The sequence below is a fragment of the Paenibacillus sp. GCM10027628 genome (genome assembly GCF_042676385.1).
Lineage (GTDB): Bacteria > Bacillota > Bacilli > Paenibacillales > NBRC-103111 > Paenibacillus_E.
The window spans coordinates 58,478-84,572 of sequence record NZ_JBHTHA010000005.1 but is presented as its reverse complement, the minus strand read 5'-3'; the positions used below and the strand labels follow the sequence as shown (position 1 = coordinate 84,572).

24 protein-coding genes are annotated in these 26,095 nt (G+C 48.1%); 21 read left to right on the top strand and 3 right to left on the bottom strand.

Annotated features, from left to right (window positions below; translation table 11 throughout):
- The first annotated feature begins 155 nt into the window (after positions 1 to 155).
- Complete coding sequence (locus tag ACFQZT_RS08565; RefSeq protein WP_379298866.1) at positions 156 to 905, top strand: divergent polysaccharide deacetylase family protein; 750 nt, start codon at positions 156 to 158, stop codon at positions 903 to 905.
- Here ACFQZT_RS08565 and ACFQZT_RS08560 read toward each other — a convergent pair.
- Positions 898 to 1,575, bottom strand: a complete 678-nt coding sequence (locus ACFQZT_RS08560) for an N-acetylmuramoyl-L-alanine amidase family protein (protein ID WP_379298651.1) — start codon at positions 1,573 to 1,575, stop codon at positions 898 to 900. The two genes, ACFQZT_RS08565 and ACFQZT_RS08560, sit on opposite strands and share 8 nt — an antisense overlap.
- Positions 1,576 to 1,768: 193 nt before the next feature.
- Between ACFQZT_RS08560 and lonB the strand changes: the two genes are divergently transcribed.
- From lonB to hemG, 18 genes are all read left to right on the top strand, one after another.
- The gene (gene lonB, locus ACFQZT_RS08555) at positions 1,769 to 3,487 is read left to right on the top strand and encodes an ATP-dependent protease LonB (RefSeq protein ID WP_379298649.1); all 1,719 of its coding nucleotides are present in this window, start codon (positions 1,769 to 1,771) and stop codon (positions 3,485 to 3,487) included.
- A 157-nt stretch (positions 3,488 to 3,644) separates the two neighbouring features.
- Positions 3,645 to 5,990 (top strand): endopeptidase La, encoded by a 2,346-nt coding sequence (lon, locus tag ACFQZT_RS08550; RefSeq protein ID WP_379298647.1) that lies wholly within the window; start codon positions 3,645 to 3,647, stop codon positions 5,988 to 5,990.
- 22 nt (positions 5,991 to 6,012) lie between these two features.
- Positions 6,013 to 6,645 carry a ribosome biogenesis GTP-binding protein YihA/YsxC gene (gene yihA / locus ACFQZT_RS08545; protein WP_379298645.1) on the top strand — a complete coding sequence of 211 codons (633 nt, stop codon included), beginning with the start codon at positions 6,013 to 6,015 and terminating at the stop codon, positions 6,643 to 6,645.
- 144 nt (positions 6,646 to 6,789) lie between these two features.
- Positions 6,790 to 7,062 carry an autorepressor SdpR family transcription factor gene (locus ACFQZT_RS08540; RefSeq protein ID WP_379298643.1) on the top strand — a complete coding sequence of 91 codons (273 nt, stop codon included), beginning with the start codon at positions 6,790 to 6,792 and terminating at the stop codon, positions 7,060 to 7,062.
- On the top strand, positions 7,059 to 7,733 hold the full coding sequence (locus tag ACFQZT_RS08535; RefSeq protein WP_379298641.1) for an SdpI family protein: 675 nt from the start codon (positions 7,059 to 7,061) through the stop codon (positions 7,731 to 7,733). Before ACFQZT_RS08540 ends, ACFQZT_RS08535 begins: the two co-directional genes overlap by 4 nt.
- 3 nt (positions 7,734 to 7,736) lie before the next feature.
- Entirely contained in the window at positions 7,737 to 8,504 is a 768-nt protein-coding gene (locus tag ACFQZT_RS08530; RefSeq protein WP_379298639.1) for a YhfC family intramembrane metalloprotease, read from the top strand.
- Between the two features lie 215 nt (positions 8,505 to 8,719).
- Positions 8,720 to 9,307 carry a non-ribosomal peptide synthetase module gene (locus tag ACFQZT_RS08525; RefSeq protein WP_379298637.1) on the top strand — a complete coding sequence of 196 codons (588 nt, stop codon included), beginning with the start codon at positions 8,720 to 8,722 and terminating at the stop codon, positions 9,305 to 9,307.
- A gap of 317 nt (positions 9,308 to 9,624) precedes the next feature.
- The gene (gene speD, locus ACFQZT_RS08520; RefSeq protein WP_188175707.1) at positions 9,625 to 10,026 is read left to right on the top strand and encodes an adenosylmethionine decarboxylase; all 402 of its coding nucleotides are present in this window, start codon (positions 9,625 to 9,627) and stop codon (positions 10,024 to 10,026) included.
- Between the two features lie 120 nt (positions 10,027 to 10,146).
- The gene (locus tag ACFQZT_RS08515; RefSeq protein WP_379298635.1) at positions 10,147 to 10,683 is read left to right on the top strand and encodes a hypothetical protein; all 537 of its coding nucleotides are present in this window, start codon (positions 10,147 to 10,149) and stop codon (positions 10,681 to 10,683) included.
- 159 nt (positions 10,684 to 10,842) lie between these two features.
- Positions 10,843 to 12,246, top strand: a complete 1,404-nt coding sequence (gene hemA / locus ACFQZT_RS08510; protein WP_379298633.1) for a glutamyl-tRNA reductase — start codon at positions 10,843 to 10,845, stop codon at positions 12,244 to 12,246.
- A gap of 34 nt (positions 12,247 to 12,280) precedes the next feature.
- Entirely contained in the window at positions 12,281 to 13,111 is an 831-nt protein-coding gene (locus ACFQZT_RS08505; protein ID WP_379298631.1) for a cytochrome C assembly family protein, read from the top strand.
- A gap of 7 nt (positions 13,112 to 13,118) precedes the next feature.
- Complete coding sequence (locus ACFQZT_RS08500; RefSeq protein ID WP_379298629.1) at positions 13,119 to 13,817, top strand: precorrin-2 dehydrogenase/sirohydrochlorin ferrochelatase family protein; 699 nt, start codon at positions 13,119 to 13,121, stop codon at positions 13,815 to 13,817.
- A 19-nt stretch (positions 13,818 to 13,836) separates the two neighbouring features.
- A complete protein-coding gene (hemC, locus tag ACFQZT_RS08495; protein WP_379298626.1) occupies positions 13,837 to 14,781 on the top strand; it encodes a hydroxymethylbilane synthase in 945 nt (314 codons plus the stop codon).
- Positions 14,782 to 14,786: 5 nt separating this feature from the next.
- The gene (gene cobA / locus ACFQZT_RS08490; protein WP_379298624.1) at positions 14,787 to 16,319 is read left to right on the top strand and encodes a uroporphyrinogen-III C-methyltransferase; all 1,533 of its coding nucleotides are present in this window, start codon (positions 14,787 to 14,789) and stop codon (positions 16,317 to 16,319) included.
- A 352-nt stretch (positions 16,320 to 16,671) separates the two neighbouring features.
- The gene (hemB, locus tag ACFQZT_RS08485; protein ID WP_379298622.1) at positions 16,672 to 17,667 is read left to right on the top strand and encodes a porphobilinogen synthase; all 996 of its coding nucleotides are present in this window, start codon (positions 16,672 to 16,674) and stop codon (positions 17,665 to 17,667) included.
- A 171-nt stretch (positions 17,668 to 17,838) separates the two neighbouring features.
- Positions 17,839 to 18,903 (top strand): uroporphyrinogen decarboxylase, encoded by a 1,065-nt coding sequence (gene hemE, locus ACFQZT_RS08480; protein ID WP_379298620.1) that lies wholly within the window; start codon positions 17,839 to 17,841, stop codon positions 18,901 to 18,903.
- Between the two features lies 1 nt (position 18,904).
- A complete protein-coding gene (gene hemH / locus ACFQZT_RS08475; protein ID WP_379298618.1) occupies positions 18,905 to 19,852 on the top strand; it encodes a ferrochelatase in 948 nt (315 codons plus the stop codon).
- The gene (hemG, locus tag ACFQZT_RS08470) at positions 19,849 to 21,312 is read left to right on the top strand and encodes a protoporphyrinogen oxidase (RefSeq protein WP_379298616.1); all 1,464 of its coding nucleotides are present in this window, start codon (positions 19,849 to 19,851) and stop codon (positions 21,310 to 21,312) included. The genes hemH and hemG overlap by 4 nt, the downstream gene beginning before the upstream one ends.
- A gap of 1 nt (position 21,313) precedes the next feature.
- Here hemG and ACFQZT_RS08465 read toward each other — a convergent pair whose 3' ends face one another.
- Positions 21,314 to 21,973 (bottom strand): Crp/Fnr family transcriptional regulator, encoded by a 660-nt coding sequence (locus tag ACFQZT_RS08465; protein ID WP_379298614.1) that lies wholly within the window; start codon positions 21,971 to 21,973, stop codon positions 21,314 to 21,316.
- A gap of 97 nt (positions 21,974 to 22,070) precedes the next feature.
- Here ACFQZT_RS08465 and hemL point away from each other — a divergent pair, with 97 nt between their 5' ends.
- Positions 22,071 to 23,369 carry a glutamate-1-semialdehyde 2,1-aminomutase gene (hemL, locus tag ACFQZT_RS08460; RefSeq protein ID WP_379298612.1) on the top strand — a complete coding sequence of 433 codons (1,299 nt, stop codon included), beginning with the start codon at positions 22,071 to 22,073 and terminating at the stop codon, positions 23,367 to 23,369.
- Positions 23,370 to 23,424: 55 nt separating this feature from the next.
- Here the strand turns inward: hemL and ACFQZT_RS08455 are convergent, their stop codons facing one another.
- Positions 23,425 to 24,918, bottom strand: coding sequence for a phosphodiester glycosidase family protein (locus ACFQZT_RS08455; protein WP_379298610.1), 1,494 nt, complete (start codon positions 24,916 to 24,918; stop codon positions 23,425 to 23,427).
- Positions 24,919 to 25,181: 263 nt separating this feature from the next.
- Between ACFQZT_RS08455 and ACFQZT_RS08450 the strand changes: the two genes are divergently transcribed.
- Positions 25,182 to 26,069: an RluA family pseudouridine synthase gene (locus ACFQZT_RS08450; protein ID WP_379298608.1), complete on the top strand. Its 888-nt coding sequence runs from the start codon at positions 25,182 to 25,184 to the stop codon at positions 26,067 to 26,069.
- The last annotated feature ends 26 nt before the right edge of the window (positions 26,070 to 26,095 follow it).

Genomic DNA, 26,095 nt, shown 5'->3' with positions numbered 1-26,095 from the left:
GTCTGTGGGAAGCATAATGAATAAATCTGGAAAGCGCAGGTTTATCAGTAAGTTTTTTATGAAAACACCAAAGGAGAATGACTATGGACTGGAAAATTAAAAGGCCATTAAGTAAATCGGTTCAAACGCTAATTCTGTGCTTTGCGTTGCTGCTCATGATTCCCTATCGTGCAGGAGCCTCAATAGAGCCTTTGCCTATACCGCAGGAGTCGGTTGAACGCTCAAAACAAGTGGCCATCGTTATTGACGACTTCGGCAATAATATGGATGGCACCGCGGAAATGCTAAGCTTGCCCATCCCGCTTACCGTTGCCGTTATGCCGTTTCTGCCTTCAACAAAACAGGATGCCCAGCTTGCTCATGAGAAGGGTCATGAAGTACTTTTACACCTCCCAATGGAGCCCGTGCGCGGCAAGAAGAGCTGGTTAGGCCCAGGAGCAATTACAACCGACCTCTCGAATGAAGAAATACGCAAACGGGTGCTTGCAGCCATTGAAGACGTTCCTTACGCCATAGGTATTAACAATCATATGGGATCGAGAGCGACAGCGGATGAAAGAGTCATGAAAATTATCGTTGAAGTTTGCAAAGAAAAAGGCTTGATGCTGCTGGACAGTAGAACGACCCCAAAAAGTTTGATTGGAAAACTGTCCGAACAAATGGGAGTACCCTATACGGAGAATCAGCTCTTTTTTGATGATCTCTACACCTATAGTCATATCAGCAAACAGATGGAAAAGTTTAAGAAACTTTTACATGATAAAGAAACCTGCATCGCAATCGGCCATGTAGGTCCTCCAGGCAAAAAAACGGCACAGGTGATTAAAGAAGCGATTCCTTCCATTCAGAAGGAAGCCCAATTCGTATCGATTTCCAAAATGGTGAAAATGCCCGCCATTAAGTAGGGTGAATCATGGCAAAATATTGCTCCACCGCAGCGCTGATCGCTTCCGCCAGCTTACTTTGGTGGTGGGAGTCGTTCAGTAATTTGCGGTCTTTTCGATTTGAAATAAAACCTAATTCCACAATAACAGCGGGACATTTGGAATGTTTGAGAACGTAATATTTTTTTCCTAGCACAGGAGTTTCTTCCATTCCATATACCCTGTTCAATGACTGCTGCAATAAATTCGCTAACAAAATACTGTCAGAATTATTCTGGTAGATCACTAGCGGACCGCGGCGACCCGGTTTGCCGGACCAATTGATGTGCAAACTTAGCATGACCTTTGGTTTAATCGTGTTTGCAATCCCCACCCGTTGGGCGAGATCTTTGCGATGTCTTCCGCCTGAAGACCAATGGTTATCATCGCTTAAAGCATAATCTTGATTGCGGTCGATGACGACACGGTATCCCTTCTTTTTTAACAGCTTATATGTCTTATTGGAGATGGCTAGATTCATATCTTTCTCTTCATATTTACCGAACATCGCTCCGCTATCGATACCGCCATGTCCGACATCAATCAACACGTCAGCTTCCGGGAGCAATGGATTGCTTGTATATGCGTGGGTTTCAGTATTCGTTAAACAAAGACAAAGGGAAAGTAGAATAATGACCATGCTTTGCTTCATGACGCCACATCCTTTTGCATCAATATCTACTCTTATCCTTCTACCGAAGATGGTCGCTCATTCATCCTGCAAAAGTTTGCATAGATTGGATTAACCTTCTTTTACACGGGAATAATGAAGAGTATGACGATTTGCAGTTTACGCTTATGAAGTCGTTTTGCTGAAGCGAAACGCAGCTAAGGAGGAATGAAAGATGAGCTTAAGTATTATTCTCATGGTAATTCAAGTATTTTTTGCTGTTGTGATTGGATTGTATTTTTGGAATTTATTGCGCAATCAACAGACGAATAGGTCTGCTGTCGATAGAGAGTCCAGGAAAGAGCTGGAGAAGCTGCGTAAGCTGCGATCCATATCTCTTACTAAGCCATTATCTGAGAAGACGAGACCGTCTTCGATGCAGGATATCGTCGGACAGAAGGAAGGACTTAAAGCGCTGAAAGCGGCATTGTGCGGACCAAACCCGCAGCATGTGCTTATTTATGGCCCTCCTGGCGTAGGCAAGACTGCTGCTGCCCGTGTTGTTTTAGAAGAAGCGAAAAAAAACCAAGAATCCCCTTTCCGTCCTGATTCCAAATTTACTGAAATCGATGCGACAACGGCACGTTTTGACGAGCGAGGGATTGCTGATCCGCTAATTGGTTCGGTTCATGATCCGATCTATCAAGGAGCAGGGGCGATGGGCGTGGCGGGCATTCCGCAGCCTAAACCTGGTGCTGTTACGAAAGCGCACGGGGGCATTTTGTTTATCGACGAAATCGGGGAATTACACCCGACCCAAATGAACAAATTATTAAAGGTGCTGGAAGATCGTAAAGTATTTCTGGAGAGTGCATACTATAGCTCAGAAGATACGAACATTCCTAACTATATCCATGATATATTTCAAAATGGCTTGCCGGCCGACTTCCGCCTGGTAGGTGCAACAACACGGACGCCGAGCGAAATTCCGCCTGCAATCCGTTCGCGTTGTCTGGAGATTTTTTTCCGGCCTTTGCTTCCTGAAGAAATAGGCGAGATCGCCCAGAAAGCGCTCAAGAAAATCGGGTTTCAAGAAAGTCCTTCGGCGGTGAATGTCGTCACGAAATACGCTACCAATGGCAGGGAGGCGGTTAACGTGATCCAGCTTGCCGCAGGTATTGCTCTAACGGACAAACGGGACGAAATTACAGCCGCCGATATCGAATGGGTGGTCAACTCGTCGCAAATTCCGCCAAGACCGGAACGCAAAGTGCCGGCACAACCGCAAATCGGTTTTGTCAATGGGTTGGCGGTTTATGGACCTAATTTGGGAACGCTGCTTGAAATCGAAGTCATCGCGATTCCCGTTTCTGTTCCGGGGACAGGGAAATTCAATATAACCGGTGTTGTGGACGAAGAGGAGATGGGCGGAGGCACCCGTACGATTCGGAGAAAAAGTATGGCTCGCGGCTCCGTGGAAAATGTATTGACGGTTCTGCGCAAGCTTGGCTTTAATACTGCAGATTACGATCTGCATATTAACTTCCCGGGCGGTGTGCCGATTGACGGACCTTCAGCTGGAATTTCAATGGCTACGGCGATTGCGTCTGCGATACATAAAATTCCAGTCGATAACAAGCTGGCGATGACCGGCGAAATGAGCATCCACGGTAAAGTAAAGCCGGTAGGCGGTGTTGTGGCTAAAGTAGAAGCAGCTTTTCAAGCTGGAGCAACGAAAGTCATTATTCCAAAAGAAAACTGGCAAGAGATGTTCGCCGATTTGCCTGGCGTAGAAGTGAAAGCTGCGGAATCCATCGAGGAAGTGCTACAAGTTGCCCTTGGCATCGAACTGCAGGACAATGTCATTCCAATGCCGATTTCTGCTGAACGTGCTGTATCGCCATCCACACTTCCAATTTTGCACGCCAAATCGCCAGGCACTATCGAGTCTTAAAATGAACTGCCCAGACCCCACAAACCGCGCCAGAGCGCCAATTGGTGTTTTGTTTGCAGTTTTGATAAAATGTAAAAGCAGCATAGATACAAAAAATGGGAGACATTGATCCCTATAATTACAAATATTTGTGGGGTAAATTTAGGAGGTGCAGAGGATGGGGCCTGGTAAAATCAAGGTACGCAGATTGCCGCTTTTACCTTTAAGGGGACTATTAGTCTATCCGAGTATGGTTCTACATCTGGATGTGGGGCGGGAAAAGTCGGTAAAAGCGCTCGAACGGGCGATGGTAGATGACAGCATGATTCTCCTCTGCTCTCAATCCGAGATCAATATAGAAGAGCCCTCTAAAGAGGATATTTACCGCATCGGCACCATCGCAAAAGTACGGCAAATGCTTAAATTGCCGAATGGCACGATTCGTGTTCTTGTAGAAGGCGTTTTGCGCGCTGAAATCAATGAATACCTTGCCAATGACGAGTACTATGAAGTGACGGCCAAAGAATTGCCGGAACAGGAAATTACCGATCCGGAGATCGACGCCTTAATGCGGACAGTGTTGAACCAGTTCGAACATTATATCAACCTGTCCAAAAAGGTGACGCCTGAAACGCTTGCTGCAGTTTCCGATATTGATGAACCCGGACGTTTAGCGGACGTCATTTGCAGCCATTTGTCGTTGAAAATCAAGGATAAACAGGAAATTCTCGAAACCGTTGACGTACGTGAACGTCTGGAGAAAATGCTGAACATCTTGAATAATGAGCGCGAAGTGCTGGAATTGGAACGCAAAATTAGCCAGCGCGTCAAAAAGCAAATGGAAAAGACGCAGAAGGAATACTACCTTCGCGAGCAAATGAAGGCGATTCAGAAAGAGCTTGGCGACAAAGAAGGCCGTGCCGGCGAAGTGGATGAACTGCGCACCCAATTAAGCGAAGCCGAGCTCCCCGATAAAGTGCGCGAAAAGGTTGAGAAGGAAATCGACCGTCTCGAGAAAATGCCTGCAACATCTGCGGAAGGCGGCGTCATTCGCAACTATATTGATTGGTTGCTCGGACTTCCTTGGTCGAAGCGGACGGAAGATGATCTTGATCTCGGCAAAGCGGAAGAGATTCTAAATGAAGATCATTTTGGTCTGGAAAAACCAAAGGAGCGCGTACTTGAATATTTGGCCGTTCAGAAGCTTGTTCAAAAGCTGAAAGGACCGATCCTTTGTCTCGTCGGACCTCCAGGCGTGGGTAAAACCTCGATTGCCCGTTCCATTGCCAGATCGATGGGAAGACAATTCATCCGTATTTCACTAGGCGGTGTGCGGGATGAGGCGGAAATTCGCGGTCACCGGCGCACTTATGTCGGAGCCATGCCTGGACGTATCATCCAGGGAATGAAAAATGCTGGAGCAAGCAACCCTGTATTTCTTTTAGATGAAATCGACAAAATGGCCATGGATTTTCGCGGCGATCCGGCTTCCGCTCTGCTGGAAGTTCTTGATCCCGAGCAGAACAGCACTTTTAGCGATCATTTCATTGAAGTTCCGTTTGATTTATCAAGCGTTATGTTCATCACGACGGCCAATGCGATACACAACATTCCACGACCGCTGCTCGACCGGATGGAAGTTCTTTATATCCCGGGCTACACGGAAATCGAGAAGCTTCAAATCGCGAATCGATATTTATTGCCGAAACAGAAGCGCGACCATGGTTTGCAGGAAGAGCAATTGGTTGTTGAAGAAGCAGCGTTGATGAAGATCGTGCGGGAATATACGCGCGAAGCCGGTGTGAGGAATCTGGAGCAGCAAGTTGCGGGAATGTGTCGCAAAGCAGCGAAGCAGATTGTATCCGACCCATCGACACCTGTGCAAGTGACCGCCCATAACCTCCAGGATTATCTCGGACCCTCCAAGTTCCGTTATAATATCGCCGAGGAGAAGGATCAGATTGGCGCTGTAACGGGTCTCGCTTGGACAGAAGTCGGTGGCGACACCTTGGTCATCGAGGTGACGGTGATGCCCGGAACGGGTAAGCTGACTTTGACGGGGAAATTGGGTGATGTGATGAAGGAATCGGCGCAAGCCGCTTTCAGCTACACACGCTCTCGTGCTGTGGAATTGGGAATCGCAACTGATTTCCATGAAAAGAACGACATCCATATCCATATTCCTGAAGGAGCAATACCGAAGGATGGACCTTCTGCAGGGATTACGATGGGGACAGCGCTGATCTCTGCGCTGACAAATATTCCGGTCTCTCGCCAAGTCGCGATGACCGGCGAAATTACGCTCCGCGGCCGTGTGCTGCCGATTGGCGGCTTGAAAGAAAAGGCGCTTGCCGCGCATCGGGCAGGTATCCGCAAAATTTTATTGCCGCAGGACAATGAGAAGGATATTATCGAAGTTCCGGAAAGCGTCCGGAATGAAATAACGTTTGTTCCAGTCAGTCACATGGATCAGGTGCTGGAGCATGCACTAGTGAAAAATAAGCCGCCTGTAGAGGTCGGATAACGAAAGAAAGTAGTGAACATCTATGAAGGTCAATCAAGCTGAATTTATTATCAGTGCGGTCGGACCTAGCCAATACCCAGAAGATGCCTTGCCGGAGATAGCTCTGGCAGGGCGTTCTAATGTAGGGAAATCATCGCTGATTAACCGGATGATAAACCGTAAAAATTTGGCTAGAACCAGCTCGCAGCCCGGTAAAACCCAAACACTGAATTATTACAAAATTAATCAGGACTTATATTTCGTCGATCTTCCCGGTTACGGTTACGCCAAAGTGTCCAAAACTCAGCGGGAGCAATGGGGCAAATTTATTGAGAATTATTTACTGAATCGGGAGCCGCTGAAGCTTGTTATGCAGCTGATCGACTTACGCCATCCGCCGACCAAGGACGACCAGGCCATGTACCAATGGCTCAGACATCATGACGTTCCTGTGCTTGTCGTAGCAACTAAAGCAGACAAAATTCCGAAGAGCAGATGGCAAAAACACGCCAAAGTCGTTCGCGAGACACTGGGCATGGATCAAGGGTTTCACCCGCTTTTGTTTTCCTCGGAGCTTGGCCTTGGCAAGGACGAGCTATGGGCACTGATTGAAAAGCAAATTGGGTATGTTTCGGAAGAACAGGGAGAACAGAAAGAACAAGAGCCGAAAGAATGAAACTAACAACATCTTATCCGCTGCCAAGCGGAGGGATGTTGTTTTTCTTTAAAACCTTTTTTGACAAAAAAAAGAAAATCACTTATACTACAATTAAACATTTAGATAATTATCTAAATATCTAAGGAATGGGGTGGACGATCCATGAACGAATCGTTCAAAGCGTTATCCGATCCGACGCGAAGAGCGATCATTAAGCTTCTACGCGAGAAGGATCGTACTGCCGGCGAAATTGCCGAGCATTTTCAAATGACCAAACCAAGTATTTCCCATCATCTGAACGCGCTTAAGACAGCTAAGTTGATCTTAGACGAACGCCAAGGACAAAACATTATGTACTCGCTCAATACGACTGTCGTACAAGAAGTCATGGGTTGGTTCATGGATATCATTAAAAAAGGAGATGAAGAAACGTGAATAAAAATACAAAAATATCATGGGGCTGGAAAGACGTAGTCCTGCTTCTGATAGCGCTGGCACCCATTATTGTTGGAGCGGTTATGTATAATGACTTGCCCGATCCGCTCTCTTCTCACTTCGATTTGAATGGGAATGCAAACGGTTATATGAGCAAATCCGTCTTTTTTATTTTCACATTTTTGCTCAATCTGATTTTGACCATTGGTTTAAAAGTGGTTCCAAGATTGGATCCAAAGCGTGATAATTATGCGAAATTTATGAATGTTTATGAATTGTTCCGATTTGCTCTCGTACTTTTTTTAAGCGGTATTTTCGTTATTGTTCTCTTTCATAACCGGGGATATGACATTTCGATGAATACTGTCTTGTTTTTGTTTCTTGGCGGGTTATGGATCATTTTCGGCAATTATATGGGCCGTATACGCCAAAATTACACGCTGGGCGTCCGAACGCCTTGGACAATCGCCAGCAAAGAAGTTTGGAATAAAACGCACCGCCTTACAGGCCCGTTATGGGTGCTTTGCGGACTTGTCATGGTTATTTGCGGCTTTATCGGCGGCGCTTCGCTACCGTATTTCCTTTTTATTTGTCTCGGCCTTTCCATAGCTGTACCCGTCATTTATTCATACCTGATTTTCAAAAAGCTGGAGCAAGAAGGGAAGAAATAGCGTATGGTCAACTCTCTTGTCCTAACTGGCATTCTATTGCAAGGCATAATTCCAATCATCGCTGTCGTCTGCACTTTCCTTTATTTTTATAAAAAGGATCGCTTCAGTTGGAAGCCGGTTTGGATCGGCGTTCTTACTTTTTTCATATTCACGCAGATTCTAGAGAAAATCATGCATGTTGCCGTATTAGGCACAAATCCGGACGTAAATAAACATGCCATACTGCTCATTATTTACGGACCGCTCGCGGCGGGAGTATTCGAAGAAACGGGCAGATATTTGGCAATGCGCTTTATACTGAAGCGTCACCGGGATCGAAAAGACGGGATCGCCTTTGGCATCGGACATGGCGGCTTTGAAGCGCTGTTCATAGGTGTAATTACAAGCATTCAGAGTTTTATGTACGCTCTATTGCTCAATCAAGGAAAGCTGGACTCCATGTTAAGCGGCAAACTGTCGGCTGAAGCCATCGCTTCGTTAAAAGCATCGATCCTGCAAGTGCCTTTTTCGCATTTGCTTGTCGGTGGTTTGGAGCGCATTCCCGCGATACCGATACAGATCGCATTGTCTTTATTCGTGCTTATTGGTATTCGGAAGGGGAATAAAATGATTTTGCCCGCGGCCATCTTCCTACATGCGGCTTTTGACTTTTTCCCCACATTGTATCAAGTTCATTTCGTTAACCTGTGGACCGCCGAATGTCTGATCGCAATCGTCGGATGTTTAGCAGCCTTATACATCGTCAAATCCCGCAAAGCTTATGCGAGTTGATATTTTGTTCCTAAAATACAGAGGGAAGTAAGGATGAAACGCAGGGAAACAGAGGTATTATCATAAAATTCATACATCTTGATGAGGAAATGCGGATTTTGCTCGATTTCTCCTGAAATTTACGGGATGCCGCGCAGGAATATTAAGCTCTCGTGTAGTATAATAATAAACAAGGTAACAACAATGGCTTGAAAACAAAGAATCGAGGGATTTTTATGGCACAAAGGTTAGCGACTGAATATGTCAAAACCTGCCTCCAGTTAACAGAAGCCGAGATGTTCAAGTTTTTTCAAATGTTTGTGGATCATCAAGTGACGCTGCAAGTGAAAGTATTGGAAAATGGCAATCAAGAGGTTGTTTTTCAAGACGGTGCAGGTCAGGAGATCGTCCTGTCATTTGAGCAGAAATCGGGCCTATATGAATGCACGGGATCCTGTCGATTAAGCAATACCTTGCTGGCTAATTTGATGCGCAAAGCGGTGTCCGAATTTAAAGGCAGCGCAATTGTAAATCGGATTTATCCGGGCTATACGATGGTCTATTATTATGAACGCGGCACTGTTGTTAAGATTGTTGAAGTAAAGGGCCAACTTTTGACTGTTATTTATGAGTACAAAGACACGATTGGTCAACTTGAGCAGCTGTTCCAAAAGAAAGAAGTGGAGCGGGAAATTGAATCGATACAAGATCAGATCAACCAGCTCCTTGACCTGCGCAATGCGATGCAAGAGCAGGAGATGCACCAGCAGATTGACACTCGCCTTGGTGAACTGACGCACCGTTTGTTTACATTGGAGGCTTAACTCAAACATACATGAAACCACTTCGAAAAGACCCTTTCAAGGGTCTTTTTTGTTTGGACGCACGGGCTGATGCATTACTACATATCGTAGTTAGTGAGTTCAATTGCTTGAAAGCAGCTGGATAAAAAAAACTATTGCATTTCTGGTCGATAGATGTTATTTTTATTTTCGTTGACAACAATATAGGAACCAGGATTCACTCAGGACATTGAATGTTGCGAGAGATTATTCCCTCGGGAAGTGAATGACGTAGGTCCTAGCGGATGAAATTTTTTTCAAACATTTTATTCCTAGGAAGGGGGAACCGAAAGATGGAAATGGAATACTCAACTTTCGGAAGACACGTTGCTGTAGATACTTGGGGGGTAGATTTCGAACTTCTGAACAATGCAGAATGGCTGCAGGCTCAGATGGTAGAAGCTGCCGAGGTATGCGGAGCAACCGTACTATCTGTACAATCCAAGCAATTTGAACCACAAGGAGCAACAGTGCTAGTCATGTTGTCCGAGAGTCATCTCTCCATTCATACTTATCCTGAGAGAGGTTTTGCCGCGCTAGATTGCTATACTTGCGGTGAGACAGTAGACCCTCAATTGGCTATTGACTTCATGGTATCCGTATTGAAACCAGAGACGGTTTATGCGAAGAAACTTGTTCGCGGAATCGGTGAATTGCAAGTTGAAACTCCTGAAATTAAGCAAGCAGAACTTGTAAAATAAGAGACTGCTCATAGTGATAACGAAAACCACGGAGAAATCCGTGGTTATTTGTTTGTCCCAAACCCCATACAATGGTACTGCTGATCATGTTTTGTTTGCAGTTAAAGGGGAGGGAATGTGATGAGAAAAAAGTTGGCGCGGAAAGCAGTGATGTATAGCATCGTTTTATTTCTCGTCATCTGGCCGATCTATCAAGTGATTGGCATGCTTGGCACGCATAAAGAGGATCATGATGCGAAGCACTTGCTCTACCAGGTCTCCCTATTCCAAATGGAACTTTTAAACAGTTATTTGGGGGAAGCAGGCAAGTTTAAAGACACCAATGAGCTTAATGCTGCCAAACAGGCTTTGTATTCCGCCGGTTACACGCATGAACGGTTGGTGCTTGCAGTTGGCGGGAACGAATATCTGACGTCGCTGGGTAGTGTTACGCAGCTCATGCAATACATACAACGGCTTCAAATTGGCGGTGAACGCCAGTTGAAGCCTGATGAAATAGGGACGTTTCAGGAAGCCGCGAATCAATACCGCGCCATATATGCGATCTATGAGAAAATGATGGCCTCAAACGGAGGAGTTATTGCATCGCAAAATGCAAAGCTGTCCGAGTTGGACAACGCTCTAAGCGCATTGATTCGCAAAAAGCTGCTGCAATGACATGGTTTTGTAACCAGCTATAGTATATACATGCAGTTTGCTGTAAAAACTAACGAGCAGAGACTGCGCATTCATAAATTATTCAAAAAAATTGTCGGAATGCTTGTTTTGCTATGCTATAATGGTTCATAGTAATGAACGGGAAGGCAGGTGGTACCCTTGCATATTATCGCTGTAGGTTTGAATTATCGTACGGCTCCGGTTGAAATTCGCGAAAAGTTCGCCTTTTCCGAGTCTGATTTGCCGAAAGCTCTGGAAGAATTGAAAGAAACCAAAAGCATACTGGAGTGTGTGATTGTCGCCACCTGCAACCGGACGGAAATATACGCGGTTGTGGATCGGCCTCACTTGTGCAGTCATTACATTACTCATTTTATTGAACGTTGGTTTGGTGTTGCCAAAGAGCAATTCCAAAAGCATTTATATATGCATGAAAGTGAGAAAGCGATTGAGCATCTGTTCCGTGTAACGAGCGGTCTCGACTCGATGGTTCTTGGAGAAACACAAATACTCGGTCAAGTCCGGGATGCTTTTTTACTATCGCAAAATTTGAAAGCGACCGGCGCTTTTTTCAATACGCTGTTTAAGCAGTCGGTTACGCTTGCCAAAAAAGCGCACTCGGAAACGGGAATCAACGATAACCCGGTTTCTGTCAGCTACGCCGCGGTTGAGCTTGGTAAAAGGATTTTCGGATCTTATATGAACAAAACCGTGATGATTATCGGCGCAGGTAAAATGAGCGAACTAACGGTCAAGCATCTTTATGCGAATGGCGCTAACAAAGTAATCGTCGTTAACCGTACGTTTGAACGGGCGGTGGAACTGGCTCAGAAATTTAGCGGAATTCCTTGTACGATGGACCAGATGCTGGAGCGTTTGCCTGAAGTGGATATCATCATTAGCTCGACTGGAGCACCGGGATACGTACTCTCCAAAAACGATATTCAGCCTTATTTGCAAAAGCGAAAATCGCGTCCGCTATTCATGATGGATATCGCGGTGCCGCGGGATTTGGATCCGCAAATTAGCGAACTTGCGAATGTGTTTCTGTATGATATCGACGATTTGGAAAATATTGTAGACAAGCATTTGCAAGAACGTAAGAAGGAAGCAGCCAAAATCGAAACGATGATCTCGTCCGAGATGGCGGTTTTCGATCAATGGACGAAGACGCTTGGCGTCAGTCCTGTCATCCATGCTCTTCAATCGAAAGCGAACCAAATTCATGAAGAGACGATGGAAAGTATGTTGAAAAAGCTTCCTGATTTGGATGAACGTGAAGTCAAAGTAATTCGCAAATTAACCAAAAGTATTGTGAATCAGGTGCTTCGAGATCCGATCCTGCGCATTAAGGAAATGGCGGGAGAACGTCACGGCGATGAAGCGCTGGAGATGTTCACCAAGCTGTTCGCTCTGGAAGAGACGCTGGAGCGGCAGGAGCAAGCGGATCAATTGGCACAAGAAGCAGAACGGAAAGCAGTAGAAGCGGAAGCAAAGCGCGTTCAGGATGAGAAATTGTCCGTGATTGGGCTGCAAGCTGCAGATGCTCTAGCGCAATCTTGAAAGAACGGCGATATCATCGCCGGGGAGAGGTGCCATGGTCACACGTAGCTGGTTGTTTGATGCGATGATTTATTTGTATGCCCTGAGCCTGCTGTTTTACTTTTCCGATTTCGCGAATGCGAATCGGAACGCAAAACGGATGGGGACGGGGCTGCTTTTGTTTGTATGGGTTCTGCAAACCGCTTACTTGGGGCTTAACCTGTACGGACATTTGACGGAATGGGCGTTTGCCCGTTCGGATGTGCTTTTTATGTTTTCATGGTTGATTGTCACGATATCGTTGATTGTGAACCGATTTTTCCGGATTGAATTGTTCGTCTTTTTCGTGAACGTGTTAGGATTTGCGATACTTGCTTTAAATGTATTTGGAAATCCGCATGTAACGCCGATCAAAGCAGGCTGGAATATCAATGATGAGCTATTATTCATACATATTACACTGGCCATCGGCAGTTATGCTTCTTTTTCCATAGCGGCGATTTTCTCAGGCATGTATCTGTTTCTACACAGAATGTTAAAAGAAAAAAAGTTCTCGCAGACGGTGATGAGGCTGCCTTCTCTGGAGAAGATCGAGAAATACACTTACATGGCGGTCATTATTGGCGCACCTTTACTGTTGCTGGCTTTAAGCTTAGGCATTGTGTGGGTCGTTCTGGAAGGGAACAATAACCTTCTATATGATCCTAAAGTTGTGAATTCTTTCTTTGTTCTGATCGCTTATGCATTTTATTTATTTCAGCATCATTCCATGCGCATTTCAGGAAACCGGCTTGCGGCTTGGAATCTCGCAGCATTTCTCATTGTCGTTATCAATTTTGTCGTATCCAATAGCGTTTCAGGCTTTCATGACTGGATATGGAGTTGAGTGAACCATGAAGCATCCATATCCCATTATGCTGAATGTAAATGATCGCCCCTGTCTGATCGTCGGAGGCGGGCGCGTAGCTGAGCGCAAGGCTCGTTCGCTGGTTCAGGCCGGTGCTCATGTCGCGGTAATTAGTCCGGAAGTGACAGCCGGGCTTGCTGATATGGAGCGCCGCGGAGAAGTGGTACTCTATAGACAGACGTTCGATTCGCAAGCGATGATCGCGGGTGTTGCGGAAGGTACGACTCCGTATGTGCTTGTCATTGCAGCTACCGATGATTCCGATGTAAACAGTAAAGTTTTTGAGGTGGCAGTTGGGTGCGACATGCTTGTTAATGTAGTCGATCAGCCGGAACAAAGTACGTTTATCGTACCGTCTGTTGTACGCAGAGGAAAATTGGTGATAGCTGTATCTACAGGCGGTGCGAGTCCGGCATCGGCGCGTAAAATAGCGCGTGAGCTTGAACAAGCTTATGGGGATGAATATGAGCTTTATCTGGATTTTTTGAGCGAGATACGTCTGAAAGTCCAGTCCGTCATTCAGGATAAAGAAAATAGGCAGCAGCTATTCAAAGAGATGTTGGAGTGGGATGTGCTGTCCAAGATTCGTACCGGCACGTTTGAGGATTGGAAAGAAAAGTTGTTCGCGGCTTTTGAGCAAGAGCCGGTATTGTCAACGATTCAAGCTTTCGGGAAGCGAGTATAGAGTGCGGGGAGAGATAGAGATGAGAACCATTATTGTGGGTACAAGGCAGAGCGCATTGGCGTTGACACAGACCGGGCAAGCAGTAGAGCAGCTGAAACAACTGGCTGCAGCGCATGGTATCGAGTGTCAATTTGAAATTAAGAAAATTGTTACCAAGGGCGACCGCATTCTGGACGTTACTCTGTCCAAGGTAGGCGGCAAGGGCCTGTTCGTCAAGGAAATCGAACAAGCTTTGCTGGACGGCGAGATCGATATGGCCGTCCATAGCATGAAAGATATGCCCTTTGAGCTACCCGAAGGGCTAGTGGTAGGAGCGGTACCCCAGCGAGAGGACGCGCGAGACGCATTGATCACGCGGGGGTACCGCTCCCTGGACGAGCTGCCGCAGGGCGCGCTCGTCGGCACCAGCTCGCTGCGCCGCGCCAGCCAGCTGCAGCACGCCCGCCCGGACCTCCGCATCGAGTCGGTCCGCGGCAACATCGACTCGAGGCTGCGCAAGCTCGAAGAAGAGAACTTCGATGCGATTATGCTGGCCGCGGCCGGTTTGCACCGGATCGGCTGGCAGGATCGCATCAGCGCGTATTTGCCGCCCGAGGTCTGCCTCCCTGCCGTAGGGCAGGGGGCGCTGTGCATCGAGTGCCGGGGCGGCGACGCCTTTATGCTGGACCTGCTCGGCAGGTTCCAGCATGAACCGACAGCGCTCGCGGTGCGCGCGGAGCGGGCCTTCCTCGGCAGACTCAATGGAGGCTGCCAGGTGCCGCTCGGCGCTTACGCGAGCGTAAGCGAGAGCAACAGCGGTGGGGAGCCGCTGTTGACGCTGACGGGCATGGTCGGTACGCCGGACGGCAAGACCATGCTCAAGGAAGCCGCTTCCGGGAGCGACCCGGAAGCGCTTGGTTTGCTCGTCGCGGATAAGCTGATCGCGCAAGGAGCGGACCGTATTTTAGCTGAGGTGAGGGAGTGAGCGGTGTGGACAAAGGCAAAGTATATCTTGTCGGTGCAGGTCCGGGAGATCCTAAACTCATCACCATTCGCGGTTTGGAAGCCATCCAGAAGGCGGATGTCATCGTCTATGACCGCTTGGCCAGCCCTCGGTTACTGAAGCATCGCAAACCGGAAGCAGAGCTGATTTTTGTAGGCAAGCTGCCGGATAAACATATGTTAAAGCAGGAAGAAATCAACCAACTGCTGGTTGACCTGGCCCTGCAAGGCAAAGTGGTCACCCGTTTGAAAGGCGGCGATCCGAGCGTGTTCGGCCGCGTCGGCGAGGAAGCGGAACTGCTCGCTGACAATGATGTCACTTATGAAATCATTCCGGGCATTACGTCCTCCATCGCAGTTCCTGCCTATGCAGGCATCCCGGTAACACATCGGGATTTTACATCATCAGTTGCCATCGTGACCGGCCATGAGTACCCGAACAAAACGTATTCAAGCCTCGATTGGGAGCATCTGGCCAAAGCGATCGGCACGATGGTTTTCCTCATGGGCGTTGCCAACCTGGAGCAAATTTGCCGCGAACTGATTCGCTGCGGGAAGCCGCCCCAGATGCCGGTTGCGCTCGTGCGCTGGGGCACTTGGACGGAGCAAGCCACGATCACAGGCACGCTTGAAGATATCGCCGAGAAGGTCAAACAAGCAAACTTCCAGTCGCCTGCGGTCATTATTGTCGGCGAAGTGGTTAAGCTTCGCGAGAAGCTCGCTTGGATTGAGAAAAAGCCGCTTTTTGGCCGCAGAGTGCTCGTGACACGCGCCAGAAGCCAAGCCAGCGAGCTTGTCGATCGGATCGATGAGCTTGGCGGCGAGGCTGTTGAATTCCCTGTTATCCGTCTTCAACCGCCAAGCCGTCCGGAAACGCTGCAGGAACTTGATGCAGCGCTCGATAAGCTGCATGAATTTGACTGGATTTTGCTGACGAGTGTAAACGGTGTGGAATTCTTTTTCCGCAGACTTCGTGAGAAGCGCATCGATGTGCGCCGGATGGGGAATGCGAGAATTGCCGCTGTTGGACCGAAAACAGCTGAAGCCCTGGCGGAACGCGGATTCCTGGCAGACGTATTGCCTGTGATTTACCAAGGTGAAGGGATGCTGGAAGCCATTCGATCCGAGCTGAAACCGGGTCAGAAAGTGCTTCTGCCGACCGCTGATCTCGCCCGTGACTATTTGCCATCCAAGCTCAAGGAGCTTGGCCTGGAGGTTACGGAAGTTGACGTCTACGAGAACGTGCTTGCTTTAGAGGATGGAGAAGAAGTCGTTTCGCTTTTACAAAACCAAGGCATTCATATTATCACTTTTACAAGTTCTTCAACTGTAACGAATTTGATCGAGGCATTGCGTCAGTTGGGCGTAGACGATCCACTGGACCTGCTGAAAGGCGTAGAAATCGCTTGTATCGGGCCGAAAACAGCGGAAACCGCTCGTGAGATCGGCCTGCCGGTTACCTATATGGCCAAAGAAGCGACTGTTGCGTCGCTCGCAGAAAGTTTGTCGCAGCGAAAATAACAATGGCTGCATAGTAGTTAGTGCTTCCTGCTGAGAAGGAAGTTTAACTGCGACATCCGTTGACTTTAACGCGGAAAAACCGCCTTAAAGCAGCATCAGACCGGCTTCTACGCCAGTTAAGACGGAAAAACAGCGTTAAAGGCTGACGCAAAGGGTGCAACTGAGTCTTCCTTTGACTTTAACGCGGAAAAACCGCCTAAAGCAGCATCAGACCGGCCCTCTACGCCAGTTAAGACGGAAAAACAGCGTTAAAGCCGTTCGCAAAAGTATGCAACAGCGTCACCCGTCGACTTTAACCCGACAAACCAACCAACTTTTTTAAACAAGCACTAGTTAAGGAGGCTGAATTCCCATGAGTTTTCCTGTTATTCGTAATCGCCGTTTGCGCGGCTCATCCGCACTGCGCAACTTAGTCCGTGAAAATCAAGTCACCGTCCATGACGTTGTACAGCCTGTTTTTGTAACGCATGGCTTTAATATCAAGGAAGAGATTCCTTCCATGCCGGGTGTTTATCATTTCTCTTTGGACCGCTTGGAAGAAGAAATCAGTGAAATAACGGCATTGGGCATTCAAGCGATTCTGTTGTTCGGCGTGCCTGAGCATAAGGATGCTGTTGGGACGTCGGCTTATGACGATGAAGGTATCGTTCAACAAGCGACGCGCCGAATTAAGGAGTTGAATCCTTCGCTGCTGATTATCGCTGATACATGCCTGTGTCAATTTACCGATACAGGACACTGCGGAGTGATTCATCACAATCCGATTTCGGGACAAGCGGAAATTCATAATGACCATTCTTTAGAGCTTCTCGTCCGCACAGCGGTATCGCAAGCGAAAGCCGGAGCCGATATTATCGCGCCTTCCAACATGATGGACGGCTATGTGCATGCCATTCGCGCCGGTCTGGATGAAGCAGGCTTCGAGAACGTTCCGGTTATGGCGTATTCCGTTAAATACGCGTCTGCCTATTACGGTCCTTTCCGGGATGCCGTTCATTCGGCACCGCAATTCGGCGATCGCAAAACGTATCAAATGGATCCGGCCAACGGCCGCGAAGCATTGCGCGAAGCGGAAAGCGACGTCATTGAAGGTGCTGATTTCCTGATGGTGAAGCCTGCGCTGGCGTATATGGACGTTATTCGATTGCTCAAGGATAACTTCGATTTGCCGGTCGTCGCTTATAATGTCAGTGCCGAGTACTCGATGATTAAGGCAGCCGCACTTCAAGGCTGGATTAATGAAGAGGCTATCGTCATGGAAACGATGACGAGCTTCAAGCGTGCGGGCGCCGATATTATATTGACTTACTTTGCCAAAGATATCGCGCGGTATTTGCAAAAACGCTAATTTTCGACTTTGAGAACCATTCACCCTAGAGCAGCTAGGCGCGGGTGGTTCTTTTGTCATACTTTTGTCGTAATCCCAAAGCTTCCATCGGTTGTGACAGGCGTATAATTAGGGCATAATGGATGAGAATAGCAGGAAACTTTACGGCTTTAAAAAAGAGGAAGGTGCCTCATGAGTTATAATGATAATTTTATTAAAGCATGCCGGAAGGAAAAGGTAGATACGCTCCCCGTCTGGTATATGCGCCAAGCAGGCCGCTACGATCCGGATTACCGCAAAATCAAAGAGAAATATTCGCTGTTGGAAATTTGTCAGCAACCCGAGCTGGCTGCCGAAGTTACCATGATGCCGATTCAAAAGCTCGGCGTGGATGCGGCTATTTTATATTCGGATATTATGAATCCGGTTGCCTCGCTTGGCGTTGATTTTGATATCGTCAAAAATATCGGTCCGGTCATTCATACACCGATCCGCACCGCTCAAGACGTAGAGCGACTGCGTCCCATTGATGTAGAAAAAGATTTATCTCATATTATCCAAACCATCAAAATTTTACATAAAGAGCTTGAAGTTCCTTTGATTTCATTTGCCGGTGCTCCGTTCACGATCGCTAGCTACCTCATTGAAGGCAAGCCATCCAAAAGCTATATCCGCACTAAGCAGATGATGTATTCAGAGCCAAAAGTGTGGTATGCCTTGATGGATAAGCTGGGGGACATGGTCATTACCTATTTGAGATCCCACATAGCAGCCGGAGCCAAAGCGGTGCAAGTGTTCGACAGCTGGGTCGGGGCGCTTTCGCCTGCAGATTTTCAACTGTATGTGCTTCCAACGATGACAAGGATCTTTAAAGAGCTTTCGGATCTTAAAGAACCTAAAATTTATTTCCCGGGTGTAAGCTCAGGCGAATTACTGCCATATCTGACTCATTTACAGGCGGACGTTATCGGTCTTGACTGGCGGATTCCGATTAATGAAGGACGCCGAAGAGTAGGGGAACGCTTTGCGGTTCAAGGCAATTTGGATCCATATGTACTGACGGCACCGATGAGCATTATCGAGAAACAAGCAAAAGAGATTATTGATGAGGGCATTGAACGTCCAGGTTATATTTTTAATTTGGGACATGGTCTGTTCCCAGAAGCATCCCTGGAAAAATTGAAAGAACTGACTACATTCATCCATACGTATTCGCATTCCGCATTATCTAAGCAAGCAGAAAAGAGTGGTGTTTAACATGGCAAACCGCCGAATCGGCGTATTGGTAATGTCCTACGGAACTCCGGCAAGTTTGGATCAAGTCGAAGCTTATTACACGCATATCAGACGCGGTCATCCGCCTACGGCAGAGCAGCTGCATGAATTGACTTCGCGTTATGAAGCCATTGTTGGCGGTTTTTTTCCTTTGCGAGAAAATACGAATAAGCAGGTAAAAGGATTGGAAGAAACGCTTCGCCGGGAACATCCCGAACTGGAGTTTGTTTGCTACCAAGGATTGAAGCATGCTCAGCCTTATATTGAAGACGGCGTCGAGCAAATGGTGAAGGACGGTATTACGGAAGCTATCGGTGTGGTACTGGCACCTCATTATTCCACGATGAGCGTAGGCGGCTATGTAAAGCGGGCGAAAGATAAAGCTGAAGAGCTCGGTTTGAACATCGATTTTGTTCTTAGCTATCATTTGCATCCGAAGCTGCTTGAAGCGTTAAGCACTAGGGTGGAGCGAGCACTGAGTACATTTACGGATGTACAGCGCGATGAAGTTCGCGTCATTTTCACAGCGCATAGTCTACCGGAAAAAATCTTGGAGATGAAAGACCCGTATCCGGATCAACTTCTGGCTACCTCCCAAGCCATTGCGGACCGTGTGGGGATTACGAACTGGCAGTTCGGCTGGCAAAGCGCCGGGCAAACCGCTATGCCGTGGCTTGGGCCCGACATTTTGGATGTTCTTCAAACCATTCGTAAAGAAGAAGATGTGAAGAACGTGCTGCTCTGTCCGATCGGATTTGTATCCGATCATTTGGAAGTTCTTTATGATATCGATATCGAAGCGCAAGCACTGGCACAAGAGCTTGGTATTCATTTAGAGCGCACGGAATCGTTAAATACCGATCCACTTTATATGGAAACATTGAGCGATGTTGTTTTTGCGAAGCTGAATGATGCATCGAAACGGTCATGAGTACGTCTAGACCGCATTTCATCATTGTAGGCGGAGGAATTACAGGTCTAAGCTCCGCTTTCTACCTAAAGAAGCGATTAGAATCTGAGGGTGTAGACGCCCGTATATCCGTTGTGGAGAAATCATCGACTTTCGGAGGCAAGATTCATACGCTGGAAAGAGACGGGTTCGTCATTGAAAAGGGACCGGATTCGGTCCTGGCACGAAAACGTCCGACAATCGATCTGGCGCGCGATTTGGGGCTGGAGGGAGAGCTTACGGGAACAAATCCAAAGGCGAAAAAAACGTATATCGTCCGTCAAGGAAAGATGCACCGAATGCCTCCCGGCCTCGTGCTTGGTATCCCGACGCAAATGACGCCCTTCATGAAAACGGGGCTGATTTCACCGTTAGGCAAGGCACGTGCGGCACTAGACCTGCTTAAGCCCAAACGGGAGCAGACTTCCGATGAATCGCTCGGGCATTTCCTCGAGCGGCGCCTCGGCAAAGAGGTGCTGGAACGCATCGTCGAGCCGCTGTTGGCGGGTATTTATGCGGGGGATACGTTTAAGCTTAGCTTGAAAGCGACCTTCCCCCAGTTTCAATCGATGGAACAGAAACATCGCAGCTTGATTTTGGGCATGATGGCCAGCCGAAAAAACAGTGCGGAAGAAAACGCCCATGTGCCGGCAGCGGTTCGAAGCTCAGCTTTTGTTACCTTTAAAAAGGGGCTGCAAACGCTCGTTAACGGACTTGTGAAGGCCTTGGACGGCGTAGATTTACGGACGGGTGTCGGTGTCGTTGCCATTCGTGAAGATGCAACTGGACATCAGACGGAAGTTACCTTCGAAGACGGCCACAGCGAAATGGCTGACGGCGTGATCATCACGACGCCTACGTTTCAAGCTGCGCAAGTTTTGGCGCAATTGCCTGCTGCAGCTGCCTTGAAGCAAATTGAGTATATCTCCGTCGCGAATGTCATTATGGCTTTTGATCGCAAAGACATCCCATTTGAACTGGATGCTTCCGGTTTTCTCGTGCCGCGTTACGAAGGCAGAACAATTACAGCCTGTACATGGACGTCGGCTAAATGGCTGCATACAGCTCCGGACGGCAAAGTGCTGCTCCGTTGTTATATCGGCCGATCGGGTCAGCAGGAATGGCTGCAATGGAGCGATGAGCAGTTGGTCGAAAAAGCACGCCACGATCTTGGCGAACTATTGGGCCTCCATGCGGTACCGCTGTTCACCGAAGTGACTCGTTTGCCGCAGTCGATGCCGCAGTACCCCGTTGGCCACTTGGATGAGGTGGCACGCTTCCGCAAAGAGCTTGCTGAAAACATGCCGAACGTGTTCGTAACGGGGGCGGGGTTTCACGGAGTCGGTATCCCTGATTGTATACGGCAAGGGCAGGAGGCTGCTATGCAGCTCGCTAACCTGATCAAGCAAAACGTACCCGCACCAGCGATGCCCGTAAGATAAATTAGCGAAGCTTGGCCAAATCGAGTTTGAAATCGGAAGGAGAAATGGTTAAGATACGCTTCTCTTCGAGATCGCGGATGACCTGCATCAAGGTAACCTTCTGGACGCCGGCAAGCTGAGAAATCTCGTCGAAATTAAGCACCAGCTTGATCGTGATGATTGTCCCGTTGCGCAATCCATGTTTATTGGCCATCGTGATCAGGCTTTTAATAACGCGGGTTCGGGCATCCAGAAAAGTCAGGTCATACACATGTTGATTGGTGTCGCGCAGCCGGTTGCTGAGCTCTTGCATGATGCCAAGGGTGATATCGAAGTGTGCTCGGAGCAAATCGAGGAAGTTTTGTGCCGTGAGAGTAATTAGAACACTTTCTTCCAACGTCTGCGCAGAGGCTGAACGCGGCTTGCCGTCGATTAAAGAAAGCTCTCCGAAGCTTTCGCCGGATTTGCAGATCGAAAGTATTTTCTCCTCGCCGGTGCTATTGGTCGTATAGATTTTGACCGAACCGCTGTATACAAGATAGAAAACGGAGCCAATTTCTTTTTCGGAAAACAGGACGGTGTTTCCTTTGTATGAACGTTTGGTACAAATTTCAGCAACCGTCTGTAATTGCGCTTCATTCAATTGAGTGAACAAAGGTACTTTTTTGATGAATTCAATCATGATCGTGGGTACCGCCCTTTTATCAAATTGCGAGTTTCAAACTTAATATAAAGTCAACTCATTTTACCATAACCTGTCGGGTGGGAGTATGAAAATTATGAAAAATTCGACTAGAATCGACACGCGATCTTCTGAAGCGTTTAGTGAGTCCAAAAAGGTGATTCCAGGTGGCGTTAACTCGCCTGTGCGTGCTTTCAAATCTGTAGGCCTTACACCCATGTTCATGGAAAAAGGGTTTGGTTCCCGGGTTACAGATATCGATGGCAATAGCTATATCGATTATGTAGGTTCTTGGGGGCCCTTAATTGTCGGACATGCTCATCCGGTTGTGCTGGAAGCCATCAAAGCTACCGCAGAAAAAGGGACAAGCTTCGGTGCGCCGACTTTGCTTGAGACTGAGATGGCCAAATTGGTCATTGAACGTGTACCGTCGATCGAGATGGTTCGCATGGTGAATTCAGGAACCGAGGCAACGATGAGTGCGCTCCGTTTGGCTCGAGGCTTTACGAAGCGGAATAAAATCGTTAAGTTCGAGGGCAGCTATCACGGACATGCGGATGCTTTGTTAATCAAAGCCGGGTCTGGGGTTGCCACTCTAGGGTTGCCTGATAGCCCTGGGGTACCGGAAAGTGTAGCGGTGAATACGATTACTGTGCCTTACAATGATTTGGCATCGGTACGGCTCGTATTTGAGAAATTCGGGGAAGATATCGCCGCGCTGATTGTGGAGCCAATCGCAGGCAACATGGGCGTTGTTCCACCGGTGGAAGGGTTTCTGCAAGGGCTGCGCGACGTTACGAAGCAGTATGGAAGCCTGCTCATCTTTGACGAGGTAATGACCGGTTTCCGCGTCCACAAGCATTGTGCGCAGGGACTATACGGAATTACACCGGACTTGACCTGTTTGGGGAAAGTCATCGGCGGTGGGCTCCCTGTTGGCGCTTATGGCGGTAGACTTGACATCATGGAGCAAATTGCTCCGGCGGGGCCGATCTATCAGGCTGGAACGCTCTCCGGCAACCCATTGGCAATGGCAGCAGGGTTCGCAACGTTGTCTTTACTAGGCGAACCTGGCGTATACGAAGAACTGGAGCGTAAATCCGCTTTGCTTGAAGTCGGCTTTGTGAAGAATGCCGCTGAAGTTGGGATTGCAAGCACAATTAATCGCGTCGGATCGATGATTTGTCCTTTCTTTACCGAGCAGAAAGTGATCAATTATGAAACGGCCAAAACGTCGGATTTAGGCAAGTTTAATGCCTACTTCGGCCATTTGCTGGATCTGGGCGTGTCTGTTGCGCCTTCGCAATTTGAAGGAATGTTCATGTCGACGGCTCATTCTGACGAGGATATTGCTGCCACGATTGAGGCTCACCGCGAAGCATTGAAACGACTATAACAATTGCAAACAAAGAAGCTGACCCTCATGGGTCAGCTTTCTGTATGTATACTGTTTAATTGGATTTGTTAGTTGGTGCCGGTGCCTGATTTTGGGTGCTTCCTGTACCGGCTTGTCCTTGCTGCTGTCCGGCAGAAGGGGCGTTTGTCGCCGGTGCCGTGCTTGGTTTGGGTTCTGCGGAAGCGCCTGTTGTGGCGCCCCCTGTTGCAGAACCGGACCCTGTTCCGGTATTTGTGTTACCATTCCCTTGCGCATTGCCTGGATTGGACGAAGTCGACGGCGAAGCTTCTGGCTTCACGGAAGGACTTGGTTTGGCTGATCCACCATTTGTTCCTGTTGGCGGATTGGATGCACCGTTTTTACCCGGTTCCGTATCGCTGCTTGATTCAGGTTTCACCGAAGGCGTAGGTGTTGCCGTAGGCTTAGGAGTAGGTGTTGTTTTCGGTGCGTTAGCCTTTTTCTCAGCCTGTTCTTTCAAGAACTCAGGATGGTCATATGCACCGCCCGGATCGATTGTTGTGAGACCTTCCCAAACGTTCTTGACTTTAACAGCTTCCGGATGATCAAACACCAGGAAAGCGGAAGGCAATCTTCGCTCACCATAACGGCTGGAAGGCTTCGTAATAAGCTCATTGTTATACACCATTTCGGAAGATGCTCCACCATCCAAGAAGCCTGCGTTGATGACGCCGTCCTCAAGGAATAGATCTTGCACTTCTTTTAGCGTTGCGCCCACGCTATGCGCTTGACGGCCGTCGATCACGATGAAAATGACCGTCCCGTCCGCTTTTTGACCGACAGCCGTACGAGGCGCTCGTCCCCATCCTCCGTCTCCGCTCGTAATAAGCGGTTTGCCGTTGGCAATTACGCGAGGATAGAAGGAAACGGCATCCGTTACATTCAGTTTGAGCAGCTCGTTAATCGTATATTTACCGATAATGAGCGTCCCTTCCTTGGTAAAACCGACGATGTGCTGCGGTACGCTGCCGTCTTGGTCGGTATAAAGAATGTTGCCGCCGGACATAATAGCCCCAATTGGCGCAAACCCGTTTCCAAGTCCGTCCGGATCGTTAAAACCCCCGCCATTGACGCCGGCAACAGCTCCCGTGCGTTCGACCATCGATGTAATCCGTTCGCCTTCACCTTGCTTGGAAGGGACTACGACGCGAATGGTGCGCGGATCGTATACATACATTTTTTTGCCTTTCCAGAACTGGCCGGAGATGTCTTCAACTTTAACCAGACTCTCCATCGAACGGTTCTTGTTGTATTTGACCGCTTGCAAATCTTGCTTTTCCACAGAGTTAATCTCGGTTAAGTTTTGCATTTCCAGAACCAGTTCATCCCTGCGCTGCGCACCGACAAAAATCCAGGCCCAATCACGATGCTGGGTGGTGATGACCGTCTTGGCCAAATATTCGCGGATATATGCCCCAGGCGGGGTCAAAAATAAAAAGCTTGAACAAATGAACGTTAACGCAGCAATGACGAGCAGCATGCGTTTGAGCCAACTATAACTACGAAAATGATCCATTATTGCAGTACCCAAGGTTGTTCCTCTCCTGCTCTCTTTTTCTACTTAATCTACTGATGTCGAAAAAACACAATAATAGATTTATATTATCATAATTTCATGTGCAGCTGCTAATGGTAATTGTTAAAATAAAGTGTACGATATCCCTTTACTTAAGGAGTTTTCAAGATGACGCGATATTACTTTTTCGATTTCCCGATAGATCTAGGCCTGATAGTTTTTGGTTTTCTTATTGTTTTAATCGCAATCGTGATTTCATTTCGCAAAGGGGCCCGGTCATGATCGCTTGGAAACGCAAAGGCGAATGGCTGGAACTGCCCGTTCCACATGCGGAATGGAAGCCTCTGCACCCGCGTGCGGTAGACGAACTATCGACTCTATTGCCTGTTCCTCGCAAACTATTTTTGCGGTTAGCCTCGCAAGGAGGGATCCGGGTGCAAGGCAACAAGCTCTTGATGCATCTTTTTCCGGAAGAAAAAGCCACTTTTGCACCGGAGTTTCATGATTTGGAAATTTGCTTTGAGGACGATTTTTGCCTGGTTGTGGGCAAGCCCGCCGGCATGTCGATTCACCCCGCAGAGGCCGGGCAAAAAGGAACTTTAGCGTCAGCCGTCGCTTACTACTTTGCTTCAACAGGTCAAGCTTGTGCGATTAGACATATTCATCGATTAGACCAAGACACAACGGGCGCGGTTTTATATGCAAAAAATGAATGGGCGCACGTATTGTTGGATGAAGCGATGAGGGAGAAAAAAATCGACCGCCGTTACGTGGCTTTTGTACAAGGTGTAATGAGGGCCCAAAAAGGGACGATCGACGAGCCGATCGGTCGCGACCGGCATCATGCTGGCAAACGCCGGGTAACGCCTGGCGGCGATGCGGCAGTTACGCATTACCGGGTACTCCAGCAAATGAAGCGGGCTGCACAGGTTGAACTGGTGCTTGAAACAGGGCGCACGCATCAAATTCGTGTCCACCTCAGCCATCTGGGACATCCCTTAATCGGGGATTCGCTGTACGGCGGATCTACCGCTTTGTTGAAGCGGCAAGCGCTTCATGGAGAGCGGCTGCAATTTGTTCATCCGGTTACCCAAGAACCGATTACGGCGCGGGCATCTTGGCCCGAAGATATGCTTGATTTGCTTCGCAAGCTGCAGACATCATAAAAATGTAGTCATGCCTCGACTTCTTC